We start from the raw sequence: 16,258 nt of genomic DNA, 5'->3' as shown, positions 1-16,258 counted from the left end.
TTTTGCCTATAAAAAGCCGACTTCAGCGCGCAATGATCAACGGATGCCCACGCTCCGGGTGTGGTTGCACCAGCACATCCAAGCCAAATACCGCTTTCAACGGTTCAGGCCGCATCACCTGCGCCGGCGTATCCAACGCGTGTGGCCGCCCCGCCTCCAGCAGCAGAATGCGATCGCAGTAACGCGCCGCCAGGTTCAAATCGTGAAGGATCACCAACACTGCCGCGCCCCGGTCAGCAAAGGTACGAATAGCCTGTAAGGTGGTGTGTTGATGCAAAGGATCCAGCATCGATGTCGGCTCATCCAACAGCAACGTCTGCCCTGCCTCGCCCGGCCATAACTGCGCCAGCACGCGTGCCAGATGCACCCGCTGGCGCTCGCCACCAGACAGCGCCAGGTAGCTGCGGCCACTCAAGTGGCCGACATCGGCTGCCTGCAACGCGGCCTCAATGATCTCATCATCGCGGGCTCGCCCGGTCTGATGAGGCAAGCGACCCATGCCGACCACCTCTTCGACACGGAAAGCAAAGTCCAGCGTCGAGCTTTGCGGCAATACTGCCAGGCGCTGTGCCCGCTGCGCGCCACTCCACTCACTCAACGGGCGCTGATCCAGCCACACCTTGCCTTGGTCGGGGTGCAGCTCACCGCACAACCCACCGAGCAGCGTACTTTTGCCCGCACCATTGGGACCCAACACGCCGAGCACTTCGCCCGGTAACAGGTCGAGGGTGACATCCGCCAATACAGTTTTGCGACCGCGACGGATCTGCAGGTCTTCCACACGCAGCATCAGGCACGCCCCCGCAACAACAGGTAAAGAAAAAACGGCGCGCCGATAAATGCAGTGACGATACCGATCGGCAACTCAGCCGGCGCCAGCGCGAGCCGTGCGACCAGATCGGCAAACAACAACAGGCTCGCACCTGCCAGAACCGATGCCGGCAACAACACCCGATGGTCCGGCCCCGCCAGCAAACGCACCAGATGCGGCACCACCAACCCCACAAAACCGATCATGCCCGCAGCGGCCACCGCAGCCCCGACGCCCAGCGCCGTGCAGAAAACCAGTTCGCGCTTGAGCCCTTCTACATCGATGCCGAGATGATTGGCCTCCGACTCCCCCAGCAGCAAGGCATTCAGAGCTTTGGCCCGGCGCGGCAGCCATAGCGCCACACCTGCACTCACCAACAACAGCGGCCATAACCGTGAATAGCTGGCACCGTTGAGGCTGCCCAGGTTCCAAAACGTCAGGGTGCGCAAAGTGGCGTCGTCCGCCAGGTAGGTAAACAGGCCCACCGCCGAACTGGCGAGGGCCGTGAGGGCAATGCCGGCGAGCAGCATGGTTGCGACGTTGGTCTGGCCATTACGCCGTCCCAGTCGATAAACCAGTGCAGTGACACCCAACCCACCCAGGAATGCACACAGCGACAGCAGATAGGGGCCGAATGCATCCGGCAAACCGCCGAAAAACGAACCACCGACAATTGCGACCGCTGCCCCCAGCGCAGCTCCGCTTGAAACCCCCACCAAGCCTGGATCAGCCAGAGGGTTGCGAAACAACCCCTGCATCGCCACCCCAGACAAGGCCAACACACCACCGACAGCCAAGCCCAGCAGCGTACGCGGCAAACGGATCTGCCCCAGGATCAGCTCAGCCTGCTCCAGCCCTTGGGCCTCGATCGGCAGCCCCATCAAGCGCAAGGCAGCTTTGAGCGTATCCATCAACGGTAAGCTGACCGGCCCCAGTGCCAGCGAAAGCCAGATCGCCAAGACACACAACAGCGCCAGCCCGATAAACAGCGTCTTCGGTTTAACCAGCGTGGTCATGGGGCTGGCTTGGCCTGGGAGGGGTAAAGCCCGGCAGATAGGTCTGCGAGGCTTTGCGGTAAACGCGGCCCAAGCCCGCCGACCAGCAAGGTAGGATCCACCTCAAATACCCGCCCAGCCTTGGCCCCCGGCGTGGACGCCAGGATCGGGTTTTCTTTGAACAGCGCCGCACGCGCCGCATCCCCGGTCAGGGCACGATCGGCAAACACCAGCACATCCGGGCTCAACCCCGCCAACGACTCCACCGAAAACGGTTTGTAGCCAGTATGCGTAGCCAGATTGCGCCCGCCCGCCTGCTGCAACATCCAGTCAGCCGCCGTGTCTTTGCCCGCGATCAGTGGCTTGCCGCCTGCATGACCGAGCAACAGCAATACGCCGGGGGCCTTGTGGGTGGCCTGAGCCTTGGCGACCCAGCGTTTCTGCTGGTCCAGCGCCTGCTCATATCCGGTAAACAATTCGTTGGCCTTGGCCTCGGCGCCCAGTAACTTGCCCAAGTGCTGAAGATTGCCCTTCAGCGTCGGCAAGTCAGGCTCCGCCGAAAACATCTCCACCTGCACACCTGCGCTGCGAATCTGCGCCAGTATCGGCGGAGGGCCCATTTCCTCAGTACCTACCAACACCTGCGGGCGCAAACTCAAGATGCCCTCGGCGGACAACTGTCGCTGGTAACCAATGCTCGGCAACGCCTTGAGAGACTCAGGGTGCTGGCTGGTGGTATCCACACCCACCAACTTCGACTCGCCGCCCAGCGCCGTTACCCACTCCGACAGCGCCCCACCAGCACTGACCCAGCGTTGTGGCAGTTCAGAGGCTTGAGCCCCAGGGTTGACCAGCAGTCCGACAACAAGCGCAATAGCGCTGGCACTCAGGCGCATAACAGGGTTTCCTTCCAAGGGCAGGGCCGCTCAAACGCTCATCAATGTGACAGATAACCCCTGCCCCGCATCGTATTGAGCGCCCGGTCAGCTAACGGGCGAAGCCGGCATTTGATAATTGTTTGCATTTGAACGTCAAGGCACTTAAGGATTGAAATGAAGTTTCTCTGCTCCTCCGACACCCTCGCGCCAGACAGCAGCCTCGGTTTTGAAATCGATGGTTGCAAATTGTTGGCCGTGCGCCGGGACGGCATTGCCTACTTCTATATCAATCGCTGCCCCCATCGTGGCATTCCACTGGAATGGCAGCCCGACCGGTTTCTCGACGACAGCGCCAGCATGATCCAGTGCGCCACCCACGGCGCGCTGTTCCTGATCGAGAACGGCGAGTGCATCGCAGGCCCTTGCGCCGGGCAAAGCCTGACCGCCCTGCCCGGGCGCGAAGACGCCCAGGGGCTGTGGGTGCAACTCTAGTCGAGCAGCACGTCCAGGCGCCGATCCACACAAATTTCTTCGGCTGTCACGCGCACGCCATACGCCAGCACTTCCACGCCGGCCGCCTTGGCTTCGCGCAGGGCAGCAGCGTAGGCCGCGTCGATCTCCACGGCCGGGCGTACAGCATCAATTCCCGAGAGGTTGACGCAATACAACTGCACCGCTCGCACACCGTCACGCGCCAGATGGGCCAGTTCGCGCAAATGCTTGGCGCCACGCTGGGTCACTGCATCCGGGAAAGCGGCAACCGAAGTGCCGTCAAAACCCAGGGTTACACTTTTGACTTCGACGTAGGCCGCACCGTCGGGATAGTCCAGGCGGAAGTCGATGCGGCTTTTCTCCTGACCGTAAGGCACTTCACGCTTCAAGGCGGTAAAACCGTTCAGCTCGGTGATGACACCCGCATGCAACGCCTCCTCGACCAACTGATTGGCACGCGCCGTGTTCACACACGCCAAGCGACCCTGGGGTGTCTCGGCAATTTCCCAGGTGCCCGGCAACTTGCGATTGGGGTCATTGGAGCGACTGAACCAGACCTGCCCACCTTCGACCATGCAATTGAGCATCGAGCCGGTGTTGGGGCAGTGAATGGTCAGCAACTCGCCGGTAACGGTTTCGATATCGGTGAGAAAACGCTTGTAGCGGCGAATCAATCGCGCTTCTTCGAGAGGAGGATAAAAGCGCATCAGCCTTGCCAGCTCCGCAATCCACGGGCGATCCGCTCCACCGCTTCCTGTAGCCGATCGAGGTTTTGCGTGTAGGCAAAACGCACATGGTGGCCGGCTTGATAGCGGCCAAAGTCCAGGCCAGGCGTGAAGGCAACATGCTCGGTTTCGAGGAAGTGACGGCAGAATGCGAAGGCATCCCCGCCGAACGCGCTGATATCCGCGTACAAATAGAACGCGCCCTCCGGCTCTACCGCAATGCCGAACCCCAACTCACGCAAGGCGGGCAATAGGAAGTCGCGACGGCGGCCGAATTCAGCGCGGCGCTCTTCCAGAATGCTTAGGGTTTGCGGGGTAAAACAGGCCAATGCCGCGTGTTGCGCCATGCTCGGCGCACTGATGTAAAGGTTTTGCGCCAGCTTCTCCAACTCACCCACCGCTGCCGGTGGTGCGACCAGCCAGCCCAGGCGCCAACCGGTCATGCCGAAATACTTCGAAAAACTATTCAGGACGAACGCGTCATCGTCGACTTCCAGCACGCTGGCCGCATCGGTGCCATAGGTGAGGCCATGGTAAATCTCGTCCACCACCAAATGACCGTTGCGCGCCCTGATCGCGCCGGAAAGCTCGGCCAATTCGTCGCGCGTGAGGATCGTGCCGGTCGGGTTGGCGGGCGATGCCACCAACGCGCCCACACTGTCCTGATCCCAATGCTTCGCCACCAGGTCAGCGGTCAACTGATAGCGCACTTCAGGACCGACCGGCACCAGTTGCGCCGCGCCCTCCACCAAGCGCAGGAAGTGGCGATTGCAAGGATAGCCGGGGTCGGCGAGCAGCCAATGCTTGCCCGGGTCCACCAGCAAACTGCTGGCGAGCAGCAAGGCGCCTGAGCCACCGGGCGTGATCAGGATGCGCTCGGGGTCCACGTTCAGCCCATAGCGCTGCTGGTAGAAACCGCTGATGGCCTCGCGCAACTCCGGCAAGCCACGGGCGGCGGTATAGCGCGTCTTGCCGTTGGCCAACGCCGCCTGGCCGGCCTGGATGATCGGTTCGGCGGTGGTGAAGTCCGGCTCGCCGATTTCCAAGTGGATCACGTCATGACCGGCAGCCTGCAGCTCATTGGCGCGCGCCAGCAATGCCATGACATGAAAAGGTTCGATGGCGCGACTGCGCGCACTGTAGGGCTGAGCCATTAGCCTTCCTTAACGGTGAGGACAAAATCTGGATTCTACCGAACCCGCGCCGTAAAACATGTTCTATTGCCTGCCCGACGGCAGGTGCTGGCCGGGCAGGCGCCAGCAAAACGACTAAAATCTACATCTGAGGCAACACATACCCAGCAACGACGGGCTGATGCAGTTTGCAACCCCATTGCCGTGGGCCTCGACAACCGGGAGTGGCGCACCCCGAATCTATCTGGTAAGTTCGCCCGCTTGCAGCCGCAGGGCCGGCAGGTGTCGGTGACGTTGCAATCCTGCGCAATGGATTAGAAGAGTGAGAGGCGGTCTATTCATGTCCACCCAAGCAAAGCAACAGCAGACTCAAGGCCTCAATGGCTTCGAACCTTACGTAGAAAAGAAAGGTGAGGAGTACATGGGCGAGCCCATGCGCGAGCACTTCACCAAAATCCTGAACAAGTGGAAACAGGACTTGATGCAGGAGGTCGACCGTACGGTTGACCATATGAAGGACGAAGCAGCCAACTTCCCTGACCCGGCCGACCGTGCCAGCCAGGAAGAAGAATTCGCCCTTGAACTGCGCGCCCGTGATCGCGAGCGCAAGTTGATCAAGAAGATCGACAAGACGCTGCAGCTGATCAAGGACGAAGAATATGGCTGGTGCGAGTCCTGCGGTGTCGAGATCGGCATCCGTCGCCTGGAAGCCCGCCCAACCGCGGACCTCTGCGTAGACTGCAAGACCTTGGCTGAAATCAAGGAAAAACAGGTCGGCAAGTAATCCCGCCGAGCTGAACGAATGGGGCGTGCGAACGCCCCATTTTTGTTGCTGGCGTTTACCGAATTTCCAGTAGTATCCGGCCCATGACAGCCTCTACTTATATCGGGCGCTTTGCCCCCACACCCAGCGGCCACCTGCATTTCGGCTCCCTGGTCGCCGCCCTTGCCTCCTACCTCGACGCCCGCGCCAACCATGGCCTATGGCTGATGCGTATGGAAGACCTCGACCCACCCCGTGAAGAACCTGGCGCACAGGCAGCAATCCTGCATGCGCTGGAAAGCTATGGCTTCGAGTGGGACGGTGAACGGGTCCGGCAAAGCGAGCGGCACGAGGCCTACGCCAAAGTACTGAACGATTTGTTCAACCACGGCCTGGCATACGCTTGCACCTGCTCACGCAAACAGCTTGAACCCTACAACGGCATCTATCCGGGTCTGTGCCGCAATGCTGGCCACGACCAACAAGATGCGGCCATCCGTCTGCGTGTTCCCGAGCTTGAATACCACTTTACTGACCGCGTCCAAGGCGAATTCCGACAGCACCTGGGCCGCGATGTAGGCGATTTCGTCATCCGTCGCCGCGACGGTCTCTACGCCTATCAACTGGCTGTGGTGCTCGACGATGCGTGGCAAGGTGTGACCGATATCGTGCGTGGCGCCGACCTGCTGGACTCGACGCCACGCCAACTCTACCTGCAAGAACTGCTCGGCCTGCGCCAACCGCGCTACCTGCACGTGCCGCTGATCATCCAGCCGGACGGCAATAAACTGGGCAAATCCTACCGTTCCCCGCCGTTGACACCCGACCAGGCCACGCCTTTGCTATTGAGAGCCCTGCGCGCCCTCGGCCAGCAACCCGGTGACGAACTGTTGCACGCCAGCCCGCGGGAACTGCTGGATTGGGGCATTACGCACTGGGATGCCACGCAGATCCCGCGCACACTCACGCTGGCCGAAGCGCAATTGAGCTGAAGGCGCTTGCAGCTTGCCAAGCATCCGTTACCATCGCCGCAACTTTCACACTGTAGGAGCGAGCTTGCTCGCGAAAATCGTCAAGGCGCCACGTTCATCCAGGATGGACGCGTTATCGTTAACGACCTTCGCCGGCAAGCCAGCTCCTACAGTAAAGCGTGGCATTTTCGAGTTCTCAATCAGAGGCCAACATGTACATCTATCGATTGGTCCTGCTGCTGGTCGTCGGGATCTACCTGTTTTCCCCCGCCATCATGGATTGGTGGATCGACGCCACGGGCGCCTGGTATCGCCCGTATCTGCTGTGGCTGATCCTGATCGTCGTGACTTTCATCCTGCAGAGCCAAAAAGATGCCGATGAGCTTTAGCCTCACCCAGATGCTGCTGATCAGCGCCGCCTACCTGGCCGCGTTGTTCGGAGTCGCCTGGATCAGTGAGCGCGGAATGATTCCGCGGGCGATCATTCGCCATCCGTTGACCTACACCTTGTCCCTCGGCGTATACGCCAGCGCCTGGGCGTTCTATGGCACCGTGGGCCTGGCCTATCAGTACGGTTATGGCTTTCTGTCCAGCTACCTGGGGGTGTCCGGCGCGTTTCTGCTGGCGCCGGTGCTGCTGTACCCGATCCTGAAGATCACCCGCACCTACCAATTGTCCTCCCTGGCCGACCTGTTTGCCTTTCGCTTTCGCAGCACCTGGGCCGGCGCGCTGACCACCGTTTTCATGCTGATCGGCGTGTTGCCGTTGCTGGCCCTGCAAATCCAGGCCGTGGCCGACTCCATCAGCATCCTGACCCGCGAACCGGTGCAACATCGCGTAGCGCTGGCCTTCTGTGCGCTGATCACCCTGTTCACGATTTTCTTTGGTTCACGCCATATCGCCACCCGTGAAAAACACGAAGGGCTGGTGTTTGCGATTGCCTTCGAGTCGGTGATCAAGCTGATCGCCATCGGCGGCGTTGGCCTCTATGCGCTCTACGGCGTATTCGATGGCCCGCAACAGCTTGAGCTTTGGCTGTTGCAAAACCAGACAGCCCTCGCCGCCCTGCACACGCCGCTGCAGGAAGGCCCTTGGCGCACGCTGCTGCTGGTGTTTTTCGCCTCGGCCATCGTGATGCCGCACATGTACCACATGACCTTCACCGAGAACCTCAACCCGCGCTCGCTGGTCAGCGCCAGCTGGGGCTTGCCGTTGTTCCTGCTGTTGATGAGCCTGGCGGTGCCGCTGATCCTGTGGGCCGGTTTAAAACTGGGGGCCACCACCAACCCTGAATACTTCACCCTCGGCATCGGCATTGCGGCCAATAGTCCGGCACTGGCGATGCTCGCATATGTCGGTGGTTTGTCGGCGGCGAGCGGGTTGATCATTGTCACGACCCTGGCACTGTCCGGCATGGCGCTCAACCACCTGGTGCTGCCGCTGTACCAGCCGCCGGCCGAGGGCAATATCTACCGCTGGCTGAAATGGACACGCCGCGCGCTGATCGTCGCGATCATCATGGCCGGCTACGGGTTCTACCTGTTGCTGGGTGCCGGGCAGGACCTGGCCAACCTGGGTATCGTCGCATTTGTCGCCACCTTGCAGTTCCTGCCGGGCGTGTTGTCGGTGCTGTACTGGCCGACCGCCAATCGCCGTGGCTTCATCGCTGGTTTGCTGGCCGGGATCCTGGTGTGGATCGTGACCATGCTGTTGCCGCTGGTCGGTAACCTGCAGGGCTTCTACATCCCGCTGCTGAACATGATTTATGTGCTCGATGACACCAGTTGGCACATGGCTGCGATTGCCTCCCTGGCCGCCAACGTCCTGATGTTTACCCTGATCTCGCTGTTCACCAACGCCAGCCCAGAAGAAACCAGCGCCGCAGAAGCCTGTGCGGTGGACAACGTGCGCCGCCCGCAACGCCGCGAACTGCATGCGGCCTCACCCCAGGAGTTCGCCACGCAACTGGCCAAGCCACTGGGTGCCAAGGCGGCGCAAAAAGAAGTCGAACAGGCGCTGCGCGATCTCTATCTGCCATTCGATGAGCGGCGCCCGTACGCGCTTCGCCGTTTGCGGGACCGTATCGAAGCCAACCTGTCCGGGCTGATGGGGCCGAGCGTGTCCCAGGACATGGTGGAAACCTTCCTGCCCTACAAGGCCGGCGGTGAAAACTACGTCACCGAAGATATCCACTTCATCGAGAGCCGGCTGGAGGATTACCACTCACGCCTCACCGGTCTCGCGGCCGAACTCGATGCCTTGCGCCGCTACCACCGCCAGACCCTGCAGGAATTGCCCATGGGCGTGTGCTCCCTGGCCAAGGACCAGGAGATCCTGATGTGGAACAAGGCCATGGAAGAACTCACTGGCATCGCCGCGCAGCGCGTGGTCGGTTCACGCCTCAATACCCTGGGCGAGCCGTGGAAAGAATTGTTGCAAGGCTTTATCAACCTGCCCGACGAACATTTGCACAAGCAGCACCTGGCCCTCGACGGCCAGACCCGTTGGCTCAACCTGCACAAAGCCGCCATCGACGAACCCCTGGCGCCCGGTAATAGCGGCCTGGTGTTGCTGGTAGAAGACCTGACCGAAACCCAGATGCTCGAAGACAAGCTGGTGCATTCCGAGCGCCTGGCCAGCATTGGCCGGCTGGCGGCGGGCGTGGCCCATGAAATCGGCAATCCGATCACCGGAATCGCCTGCCTTGCGCAGAACCTGCGGGAAGAGCGCGAGGAAGACGGCGAAATCACCGAGATCAGCGGGCAGATCCTCGAACAGACCAAGCGCGTTTCTCGCATCGTGCAGTCGCTGATGAGCTTCGCCCACGCCGGCGCCCATCAGAATCAGGACGAAGCGGTATGCCTGGCCGAAGTGGCGCAGGATGCCATTGGGCTGCTGGCCTTGAACCGGCGCAATTTCGAAGTACAGTTCTTCAATTTGTGCGATCCCGACCACTGGGTGGATGGCGACTCACAACGCCTGGCCCAAGTGCTGATCAACCTGTTGTCCAACGCCCGTGACGCCACCCCGGCCGGCGGTGCGGTACGCGTCAAGACCGAGGCTTTCGAACATACGGTCGATCTGATCGTCGAAGATGAAGGTAGCGGTATTCCACAGAACATCATGGACCGATTGTTCGAACCCTTCTTCACCACCAAGGACCCAGGTGAAGGTACCGGTCTGGGCCTTGCACTGGTCTATTCCATCGTTGAAGAGCATTATGGACAAATCACCATCGACAGCCCGGCTGACACCGAAAGCCAACGCGGCACCCGTATACGGGTGACCTTGCCGCGTCATGTCGAAGCGACGTCCGCTGTGAACTGAGACCGTCGAGAGAATTGAATCAATGCCGCACATTTTGATCGTCGAAGACGAAACCATTATCCGCTCTGCCTTGCGTCGCCTGCTTGAACGTAATCAGTACCAGGTCAGCGAAGCCGGCTCGGTGCAGGAAGCCCAGGAGCGTTTCAGCATTCCCACGTTCGACCTGATTGTCAGTGACCTGCGCCTGCCTGGCGCGCCTGGCACCGAGTTGATCAAGCTCGGCCAGGGCACTCCGGTGCTGATCATGACCAGCTACGCCAGCCTGCGCTCGGCGGTCGACTCCATGAAGATGGGCGCGGTGGACTACATCGCCAAGCCTTTCGACCATGACGAGATGCTTCAGGCCGTGGCCCGCATCCTGCGCGACCGACAGTCGGCCAGCAATGCGCCCGCCGAGCAACGTCCAGCGGGCAAAGCCGCCGACAAGCCAGGCGTCGACAACAGCAACGGCGAGATCGGCATCATCGGCTCCTGCCCACCGATGCAGGACCTGTACGGCAAAATCCGCAAAGTCGCGCCGACGGACTCGAATGTCTTGATTCAGGGCGAGTCCGGTACCGGTAAAGAACTGGTGGCCCGTGCCCTGCACAATCTGTCCAAGCGTGCCAAGGCGCCGATGATCTCAGTGAACTGCGCAGCGATCCCCGAATCCCTGATCGAGTCCGAACTGTTCGGCCACGAGAAAGGCGCGTTTACTGGCGCCAGCGCCGGGCGGGCGGGCCTGGTGGAAGCGGCGGACGGTGGCACGCTGTTCCTCGATGAAATCGGTGAGCTGCCACTGGAAGCACAAGCGCGGTTACTGCGTGTGCTACAGGAAGGTGAAATTCGCCGCGTGGGCTCGGTGCAGTCGCAGAAGGTCGATGTGCGCCTGATCGCGGCGACTCACCGCGACCTCAAGAGCCTGGCCAAGATCGGCCAGTTCCGAGAAGACTTGTATTACCGCCTGCACGTGATCGCTCTCAAGCTGCCGGCCCTGCGTGAGCGTGGCGCCGACGTCAACGAGATCGCCAACGCGTTCCTGCTGCGCCAGAGCGCGCGCATCAACCGTACCGACCTCAAGTTTGCGCCAGACGCCGAGCAAGCGATTCGCCATTACTCGTGGCCGGGTAACGTGCGGGAGCTGGAGAATGCGGTGGAACGTGCGGTGATCCTGTCGGAGAGCCCGGAGATTTCCGCCGAACTGCTGGGCATCGATATCGAGCTGAGCGACTTGGAGGACGACGACTTCATCGGCCTGGCCCCACAGCAGGGCGGTAGCAATACCAGCCATGAACCGACGGAAGATTTGTCACTGGAAGATTACTTCCAGCATTTTGTCCTTGAGCATCAGGACCATATGACCGAGACCGAACTGGCGCGCAAACTGGGCGTGAGCCGTAAATGCCTGTGGGAACGCCGCCAGCGCCTGGGCATTCCACGGCGCAAGACCGGTGTGGCCAGCGAGAGTTGAGGGCGCGCGCCCATAGGTAACACCCACAGATGTGAAAAAACTGTTACCGCGGATATTTCGCGTAACAAAAGCCGGGGCTTACGGTAACGAAGCCCCGGCTTTTTTTGGCCCATCAAATCCCGAAACCACCTCAACCCCCTGGTTTTGCTGGGCGAGGCAAAAGTTGGCACGCACCCTGCTATATGCTTAGTACAAAAACAATAACAAGCTTTGTACAAGACAATAAAAATAAGACGAATCGACTCACGCATAACAAAAACAACACGGCGGAGGCGCAGCTAACTGATTCTTTTGGAGAGGCGTTGCATTTGGGGCTTGCCCCGCAACCAGGCCGAGAACAACAAAAACTGCCCTAAGGCAGAGCCTGAACTGGTTGGATCGTAGATCAGCAACACAGCGACCAAAGCAATCCGTTTGCTCTTGACTCCCGATTGGGAGTGTCATGAAGGTGAAGCTTCATGGCGAGGGCGATCAACAAAAACAAGAAGCCCGAAATCAATAATAAAAATAGAGCACGCAACTACTTCTGGGGGAGCTTCGGCTCCCCTTGTAGTTTCCGGGATTTGACCTTTCAAGGCTTATGGCGCAATGCCTGTAGCTTGTTCCTACACCATCCCCTGACTAAATGCTAGAATCCCCGCCCATCATGCGGTCATTCTTCGTTATGGCCGAACATTCCTTCAAACAGTGCATCCCATGCTGAAGAAGTTGTTCCAGTCATTCCGTTCTCCCTTGCGTCGTACGCAACATAAACGCAGCACGCCTGAAGTGCTCAACAGCAGCCAGCATTCGCTGCAGCGCGCTCAATTCAGCCGTTATGCCGTGAATATCGTCGAACGCCTGCAGAACGCCGGCTACCAGGCTTATCTGGTCGGTGGTTGCGTGCGCGACATGCTGCTCAATATCACGCCCAAGGACTTCGACGTCGCCACCAGCGCCACGCCTGAGCAAGTGCGTGCCGAATTCCGTAATGCGCGGATCATCGGCCGACGCTTCAAGCTGGTGCATATTCACTTCGGTCGCGAAATCATCGAAGTCGCGACCTTCCGTGCCGGCCACCCGCAAAACGATGAAGAGGAAGACACCAATCAGTCCTCCCGCAACGAGAGCGGGCGCATCCTGCGCGACAACGTTTACGGCACCCTGGAAGAAGACGCGCAACGCCGCGACTTCACCATCAACGCCCTGTATTACGACCCGGTCAGCGAGCGCATCCTCGATTACGCCAATGGCGTACACGATATTCGTAACAACCTGATTCGCCTGATCGGTGACCCGGTCCAGCGCTACCAGGAAGACCCGGTGCGCATGCTGCGGGCCGTGCGGTTTGCCGCCAAGCTGAACTTCGGCATCGAGCGCCATACCGCTGCGCCGATTCGCGAACTGGCGCCAATGCTGCGGGAGATCCCCTCGGCACGCCTGTTCGAAGAAGTGCTCAAACTGTTCCTCTCGGGTCATGCCGCCGACACCTTTGAAATGCTGGTGGACCTGCAGTTGTTCGACCCACTGTTCCCGGCCAGCGCCGAGGCCTTGGAATACAACCCGACGTATACCCACACCCTGATCAGCGATGCGCTGATCAACACCGACCTGCGCATCAAGCAGAACAAGCCGGTCACCCCGGCGTTCCTGTTTGCCGCCTTGTTGTGGCCAGCGTTGCCTAAACGCGTACTGCGCTTGCAGGAGCGTGGCATGCCACCGATCCCGGCCATGCAGGAAGCTGCGCATGAACTGATTGCCGAACAGTGCCAGCGTATTGCTATCCCGAAACGCTTCACGATGCCGATCCGCGAGATCTGGGACATGCAGGAGCGTCTGCCACGCCGCAGCGGTAAACGCGCCGACCTGTTGCTGGACAACCCGCGCTTCCGCGCCGGCTACGACTTCCTGCTGTTGCGTGAAAGCGCTGGCGAGCAGACCGATGGCCTGGGCGAATGGTGGACCGATTACCAGGACGCCAATGACAGCGAGCGCCGCGACATGATTCGTGACCTCGGCAGCAAAGGCGACGGCGAAGGGCCGAAGAAGCGTCGTCGCAGTGGCAGCAAGCGCAAGCGCAGTTCGGCTGACGCCTCGGGCGAATAAACGTGGAACGCATCTACATCGGCATGGGCAGCAATCTGGCGGCCCCGGACCAGCAATTGCGTAGCGCTATCGAAGCACTGGCGCAATTGCCGGGCACCACCGTCGCCGGTGTGTCCGCGTTTTATCAAAGTGACTCCCTGCTCCCAGGCCAGCCGCGCTACACCAACGCGGTTGCCGCCCTGGACAGCAATCTGGCGCCCCTTGAGTTGCTGGATGCACTGCAGGCCATCGAGAACGATCAAGGTCGCGAACGTCTTGAGCGCTGGGGCCCGCGCACGCTCGACCTGGACATCTTGCTGTTTGGCGATCGCCTGATCGACGAGCCGCGCCTGAAGGTGCCGCACTACCAGATGCACCTGCGCGCATTTGTACTGTACCCGTTGGCTGAACTGGCTCCCGCCACTCTGCAATTGCCCAATAGCCAGCAACTCAGTGACCTACTGGCTGCGTGCCCATTCGTCGGACTGGAACGCCTTCCCCTGTAGGAGCGAGCTTGTTCGCGAAAATCGTTAACGATAACGCGCCCAACCTGATTCAACGCGGGACCAACACGTTCTTCGCGAGCAAGCTCGCTCCTACAATCGCGTCAGTAACATCGGTAACACCGCCATCGTAACAATGCGGTAACACATCCAATTGACTTCCCGTGTCCTCCTCACGACTATAGGCGTCCCGCTGCCGCCAACCCGGCGCTAAAGGGCGCAATCCAGGCCATATAAGCACTGCTCTCAAGACCGTGCGCCTGTATAAACGAAGACTCACGCGCGTTACTCGCTGTTTCCAAGCGCCTGAATGAGGACCCTTTTCATGCCAGACATTACCCTGACCACCTTGCAGAGCCTCAAGCTCAAAGGTGAAAAAATCGCCATGCTGACCTGCTATGACGCCACCTTCGCCCACGCCAGTTGCCAGGCCGGGGTTGAAGTGTTGCTAGTGGGCGACTCCCTGGGCATGGTTCTTCAAGGGAATGACAGCACCCTGCCCGTCACCACCGATGAACTTGCGTACCACACCGCCAGTGTCAAACGCGGTAACGATGGTGCATTTATCATCGCCGACCTGCCGTTCATGGGTTACGCGACGCTCGAACAGACCTTCCAGAATGCCGGCAAGCTGATGCAAGCCGGCGCGCATATGATCAAAGTCGAAGGCGCAGTGTGGCTGGCCGAGTCGATCCGCCTGCTGGCGGAACGCGGCGTGCCGGTGTGCGCACACATGGGCCTGACGCCACAGTCGGTGAACATCCTCGGCGGCTACAAGGTACAAGGCCGTAATGAGGCCCAGGCGCGGCAGATGCGCGCGGATGCCATCGCTCTGGAACAGGCTGGCGCGGCAATGATCCTGCTCGAATGCGTGCCGAGCGAACTGGCGGCAGAAATCACCCAGGCCGTCAAAGTGCCGGTGATCGGGATTGGCGCAGGCTCGGCCACCGATGGACAGGTGCTGGTGCTGCACGACATGCTCGGCCTGTCGATCAGCGGCCGTGTGCCGAAGTTCGTGAAGAACTTCATGGCCGGCCAGGACAGCATTCACGCCGCATTAAGTGCCTACGTCGCCGAAGTCAAAGGTGTGACCTTCCCTGGCGCTGAACACGGATTCTCTGCATGAACACCGTAAAAACCGTACGAGAACTGCGGGCTGCGGTTACCCACGCCCGCAATGCCGGCAAGCGCATTGGCTTTGTGCCGACCATGGGCAACCTGCACAGCGGCCATGCCACGTTGGTGACCAAGGCCGCCCAGCAGGCGGATTTCGTGGTGGCCAGCATCTTCGTCAATCCGCTGCAGTTTGGTGCTGGCGAAGACTTGGACAAGTATCCACGCACCCTGGCCGCCGACCAGGAAAAGCTGCTGCAAGCAGGTTGCAACCTGTTGTTTGCGCCCACCGTCGATGAAATGTACCCCGGCGGCATGACCGGCCAGACGCGCGTCAGCGTGCCGCACTTGTCTGAAGGCCTGTGCGGCGCCAGCCGTCCCGGGCATTTCGAAGGCGTGGCGACGGTGGTCAGCAAGCTGTTCAACATGGTCCAGCCGGACATGGCTGTGTTTGGCCAGAAGGATTACCAGCAACTGGCCGTGATCCGCGCCATGGTCCACGACCTGAACATGCCGATCCAGATCATCGGCGAGCCCACCGTGCGCGCCGACGACGGCCTCGCGCTGTCGTCGCGTAACGGCTACCTCACCGACGAGCATCGCGCCATTGCGCCGGTGCTGTACCGCAGCCTCAGCCAGATTGGCGCCGCGATCAAAGCCGGTGACCACAACTTCGCCAAGCTGCGCGCCGAACAGATCCAGCAGATCGAAGCTGCCGGGTTGCGCCTGGACTACCTCGAAGTGCGCCAGGGCGTGCATTTGCGCCCGGCCACGGCCGAAGATCGGGATATCGTGATCCTCGTAGCCGCCTATCTCGGCGCCACCCGACTCATCGACAACCTGCACCTGACTCTCGACTGACCCCTTTCTGTCACCCTCCTCGCTACGTCAATAAAAAGGGCCGGTATAAAAAAGTACCGGCCTTAGCGCAGACAAAGCCAAGACATATCGACACGCTAGGTTTAATGTAATCGCCCTGCGCTATGGTTAGCGCTGTCCGGAACCCAATGCTTGATCAAAGACTGGACGTTCC

Annotated in this window: 15 protein-coding genes; 10 read left to right on the top strand and 5 right to left on the bottom strand. The window is 60.5% G+C overall.

Features of this window, described 5'->3' with window-relative positions:
* Window positions 1-22 precede the first annotated feature (22 nt).
* From HX793_RS16670 to HX793_RS16660, 3 genes are read right to left on the bottom strand one after another with little or no spacing between them, the layout of a single operon-like run.
* Entirely contained in the window at window positions 23-790 is a 768-nt protein-coding gene (locus HX793_RS16670) for a heme ABC transporter ATP-binding protein (protein WP_177061562.1), read from the bottom strand.
* Window positions 790-1,827 (bottom strand): FecCD family ABC transporter permease, encoded by a 1,038-nt coding sequence (locus tag HX793_RS16665; protein WP_016976845.1) that lies wholly within the window; start codon window positions 1,825-1,827, stop codon window positions 790-792. Before HX793_RS16665 ends, HX793_RS16670 begins: the two co-directional genes overlap by 1 nt.
* Complete coding sequence (locus HX793_RS16660) at window positions 1,824-2,702, bottom strand: heme/hemin ABC transporter substrate-binding protein (RefSeq protein ID WP_177094161.1); 879 nt, start codon at window positions 2,700-2,702, stop codon at window positions 1,824-1,826. Before HX793_RS16660 ends, HX793_RS16665 begins: the two co-directional genes overlap by 4 nt.
* A gap of 156 nt (window positions 2,703-2,858) precedes the next feature.
* On the opposite strand from HX793_RS16660, the gene HX793_RS16655 reads away from it, so the two are divergent.
* The gene (locus tag HX793_RS16655; protein WP_016976843.1) at window positions 2,859-3,176 is read left to right on the top strand and encodes a Rieske (2Fe-2S) protein; all 318 of its coding nucleotides are present in this window, start codon (window positions 2,859-2,861) and stop codon (window positions 3,174-3,176) included.
* Here the strand turns inward: HX793_RS16655 and sfsA are convergent.
* A complete protein-coding gene (gene sfsA, locus HX793_RS16650) occupies window positions 3,173-3,883 on the bottom strand; it encodes a DNA/RNA nuclease SfsA (protein WP_177094164.1) in 711 nt (236 codons plus the stop codon). The two genes, HX793_RS16655 and sfsA, sit on opposite strands and share 4 nt — an antisense overlap.
* Complete coding sequence (locus HX793_RS16645; RefSeq protein WP_177094166.1) at window positions 3,883-5,055, bottom strand: pyridoxal phosphate-dependent aminotransferase; 1,173 nt, start codon at window positions 5,053-5,055, stop codon at window positions 3,883-3,885. Before HX793_RS16645 ends, sfsA begins: the two co-directional genes overlap by 1 nt.
* A 319-nt stretch (window positions 5,056-5,374) precedes the next feature.
* Here HX793_RS16645 and dksA point away from each other — a divergent pair, with 319 nt between their 5' ends.
* The 9 genes from dksA (at window position 5,375) to panC (ending at window position 16,086) form a co-directional block, all read left to right on the top strand.
* Window positions 5,375-5,818, top strand: a complete 444-nt coding sequence (dksA, locus tag HX793_RS16640; RefSeq protein WP_025857127.1) for an RNA polymerase-binding protein DksA — start codon at window positions 5,375-5,377, stop codon at window positions 5,816-5,818.
* Between the two features lie 83 nt (window positions 5,819-5,901).
* Window positions 5,902-6,789 (top strand): tRNA glutamyl-Q(34) synthetase GluQRS, encoded by an 888-nt coding sequence (gluQRS, locus tag HX793_RS16635; RefSeq protein WP_177061558.1) that lies wholly within the window; start codon window positions 5,902-5,904, stop codon window positions 6,787-6,789.
* A gap of 191 nt (window positions 6,790-6,980) precedes the next feature.
* Window positions 6,981-7,157, top strand: a complete 177-nt coding sequence (locus HX793_RS16630; protein WP_003176118.1) for a hypothetical protein — start codon at window positions 6,981-6,983, stop codon at window positions 7,155-7,157.
* Window positions 7,141-10,095, top strand: a complete 2,955-nt coding sequence (locus HX793_RS16625; RefSeq protein WP_016976838.1) for a sensor histidine kinase — start codon at window positions 7,141-7,143, stop codon at window positions 10,093-10,095. The genes HX793_RS16630 and HX793_RS16625 overlap by 17 nt, the downstream gene beginning before the upstream one ends.
* A 22-nt stretch (window positions 10,096-10,117) precedes the next feature.
* Window positions 10,118-11,545 carry a sigma-54-dependent transcriptional regulator gene (locus HX793_RS16620; protein ID WP_177053169.1) on the top strand — a complete coding sequence of 476 codons (1,428 nt, stop codon included), beginning with the start codon at window positions 10,118-10,120 and terminating at the stop codon, window positions 11,543-11,545.
* Between the two features lie 696 nt (window positions 11,546-12,241).
* Window positions 12,242-13,630 carry a polynucleotide adenylyltransferase PcnB gene (locus HX793_RS16615; protein ID WP_177094168.1) on the top strand — a complete coding sequence of 463 codons (1,389 nt, stop codon included), beginning with the start codon at window positions 12,242-12,244 and terminating at the stop codon, window positions 13,628-13,630.
* Window positions 13,631-13,632: 2 nt separating this feature from the next.
* Window positions 13,633-14,115 (top strand): 2-amino-4-hydroxy-6-hydroxymethyldihydropteridine diphosphokinase, encoded by a 483-nt coding sequence (gene folK, locus HX793_RS16610; RefSeq protein WP_177053170.1) that lies wholly within the window; start codon window positions 13,633-13,635, stop codon window positions 14,113-14,115.
* Window positions 14,116-14,437: 322 nt separating this feature from the next.
* Entirely contained in the window at window positions 14,438-15,238 is an 801-nt protein-coding gene (gene panB / locus HX793_RS16605; RefSeq protein ID WP_016976834.1) for a 3-methyl-2-oxobutanoate hydroxymethyltransferase, read from the top strand.
* Window positions 15,235-16,086 (top strand): pantoate--beta-alanine ligase, encoded by an 852-nt coding sequence (panC, locus tag HX793_RS16600; RefSeq protein ID WP_016976833.1) that lies wholly within the window; start codon window positions 15,235-15,237, stop codon window positions 16,084-16,086. Before panB ends, panC begins: the two co-directional genes overlap by 4 nt.
* Window positions 16,087-16,258 lie beyond the last annotated feature (172 nt).

This window comes from Pseudomonas reactans, assembly GCF_013387025.1.
Taxonomy (GTDB): Bacteria; Pseudomonadota; Gammaproteobacteria; order Pseudomonadales; family Pseudomonadaceae; genus Aquipseudomonas; species Aquipseudomonas reactans.
Note: the sequence above shows the minus strand (reverse complement) of the source record. Positions and strands in the feature narration are given on the sequence as shown.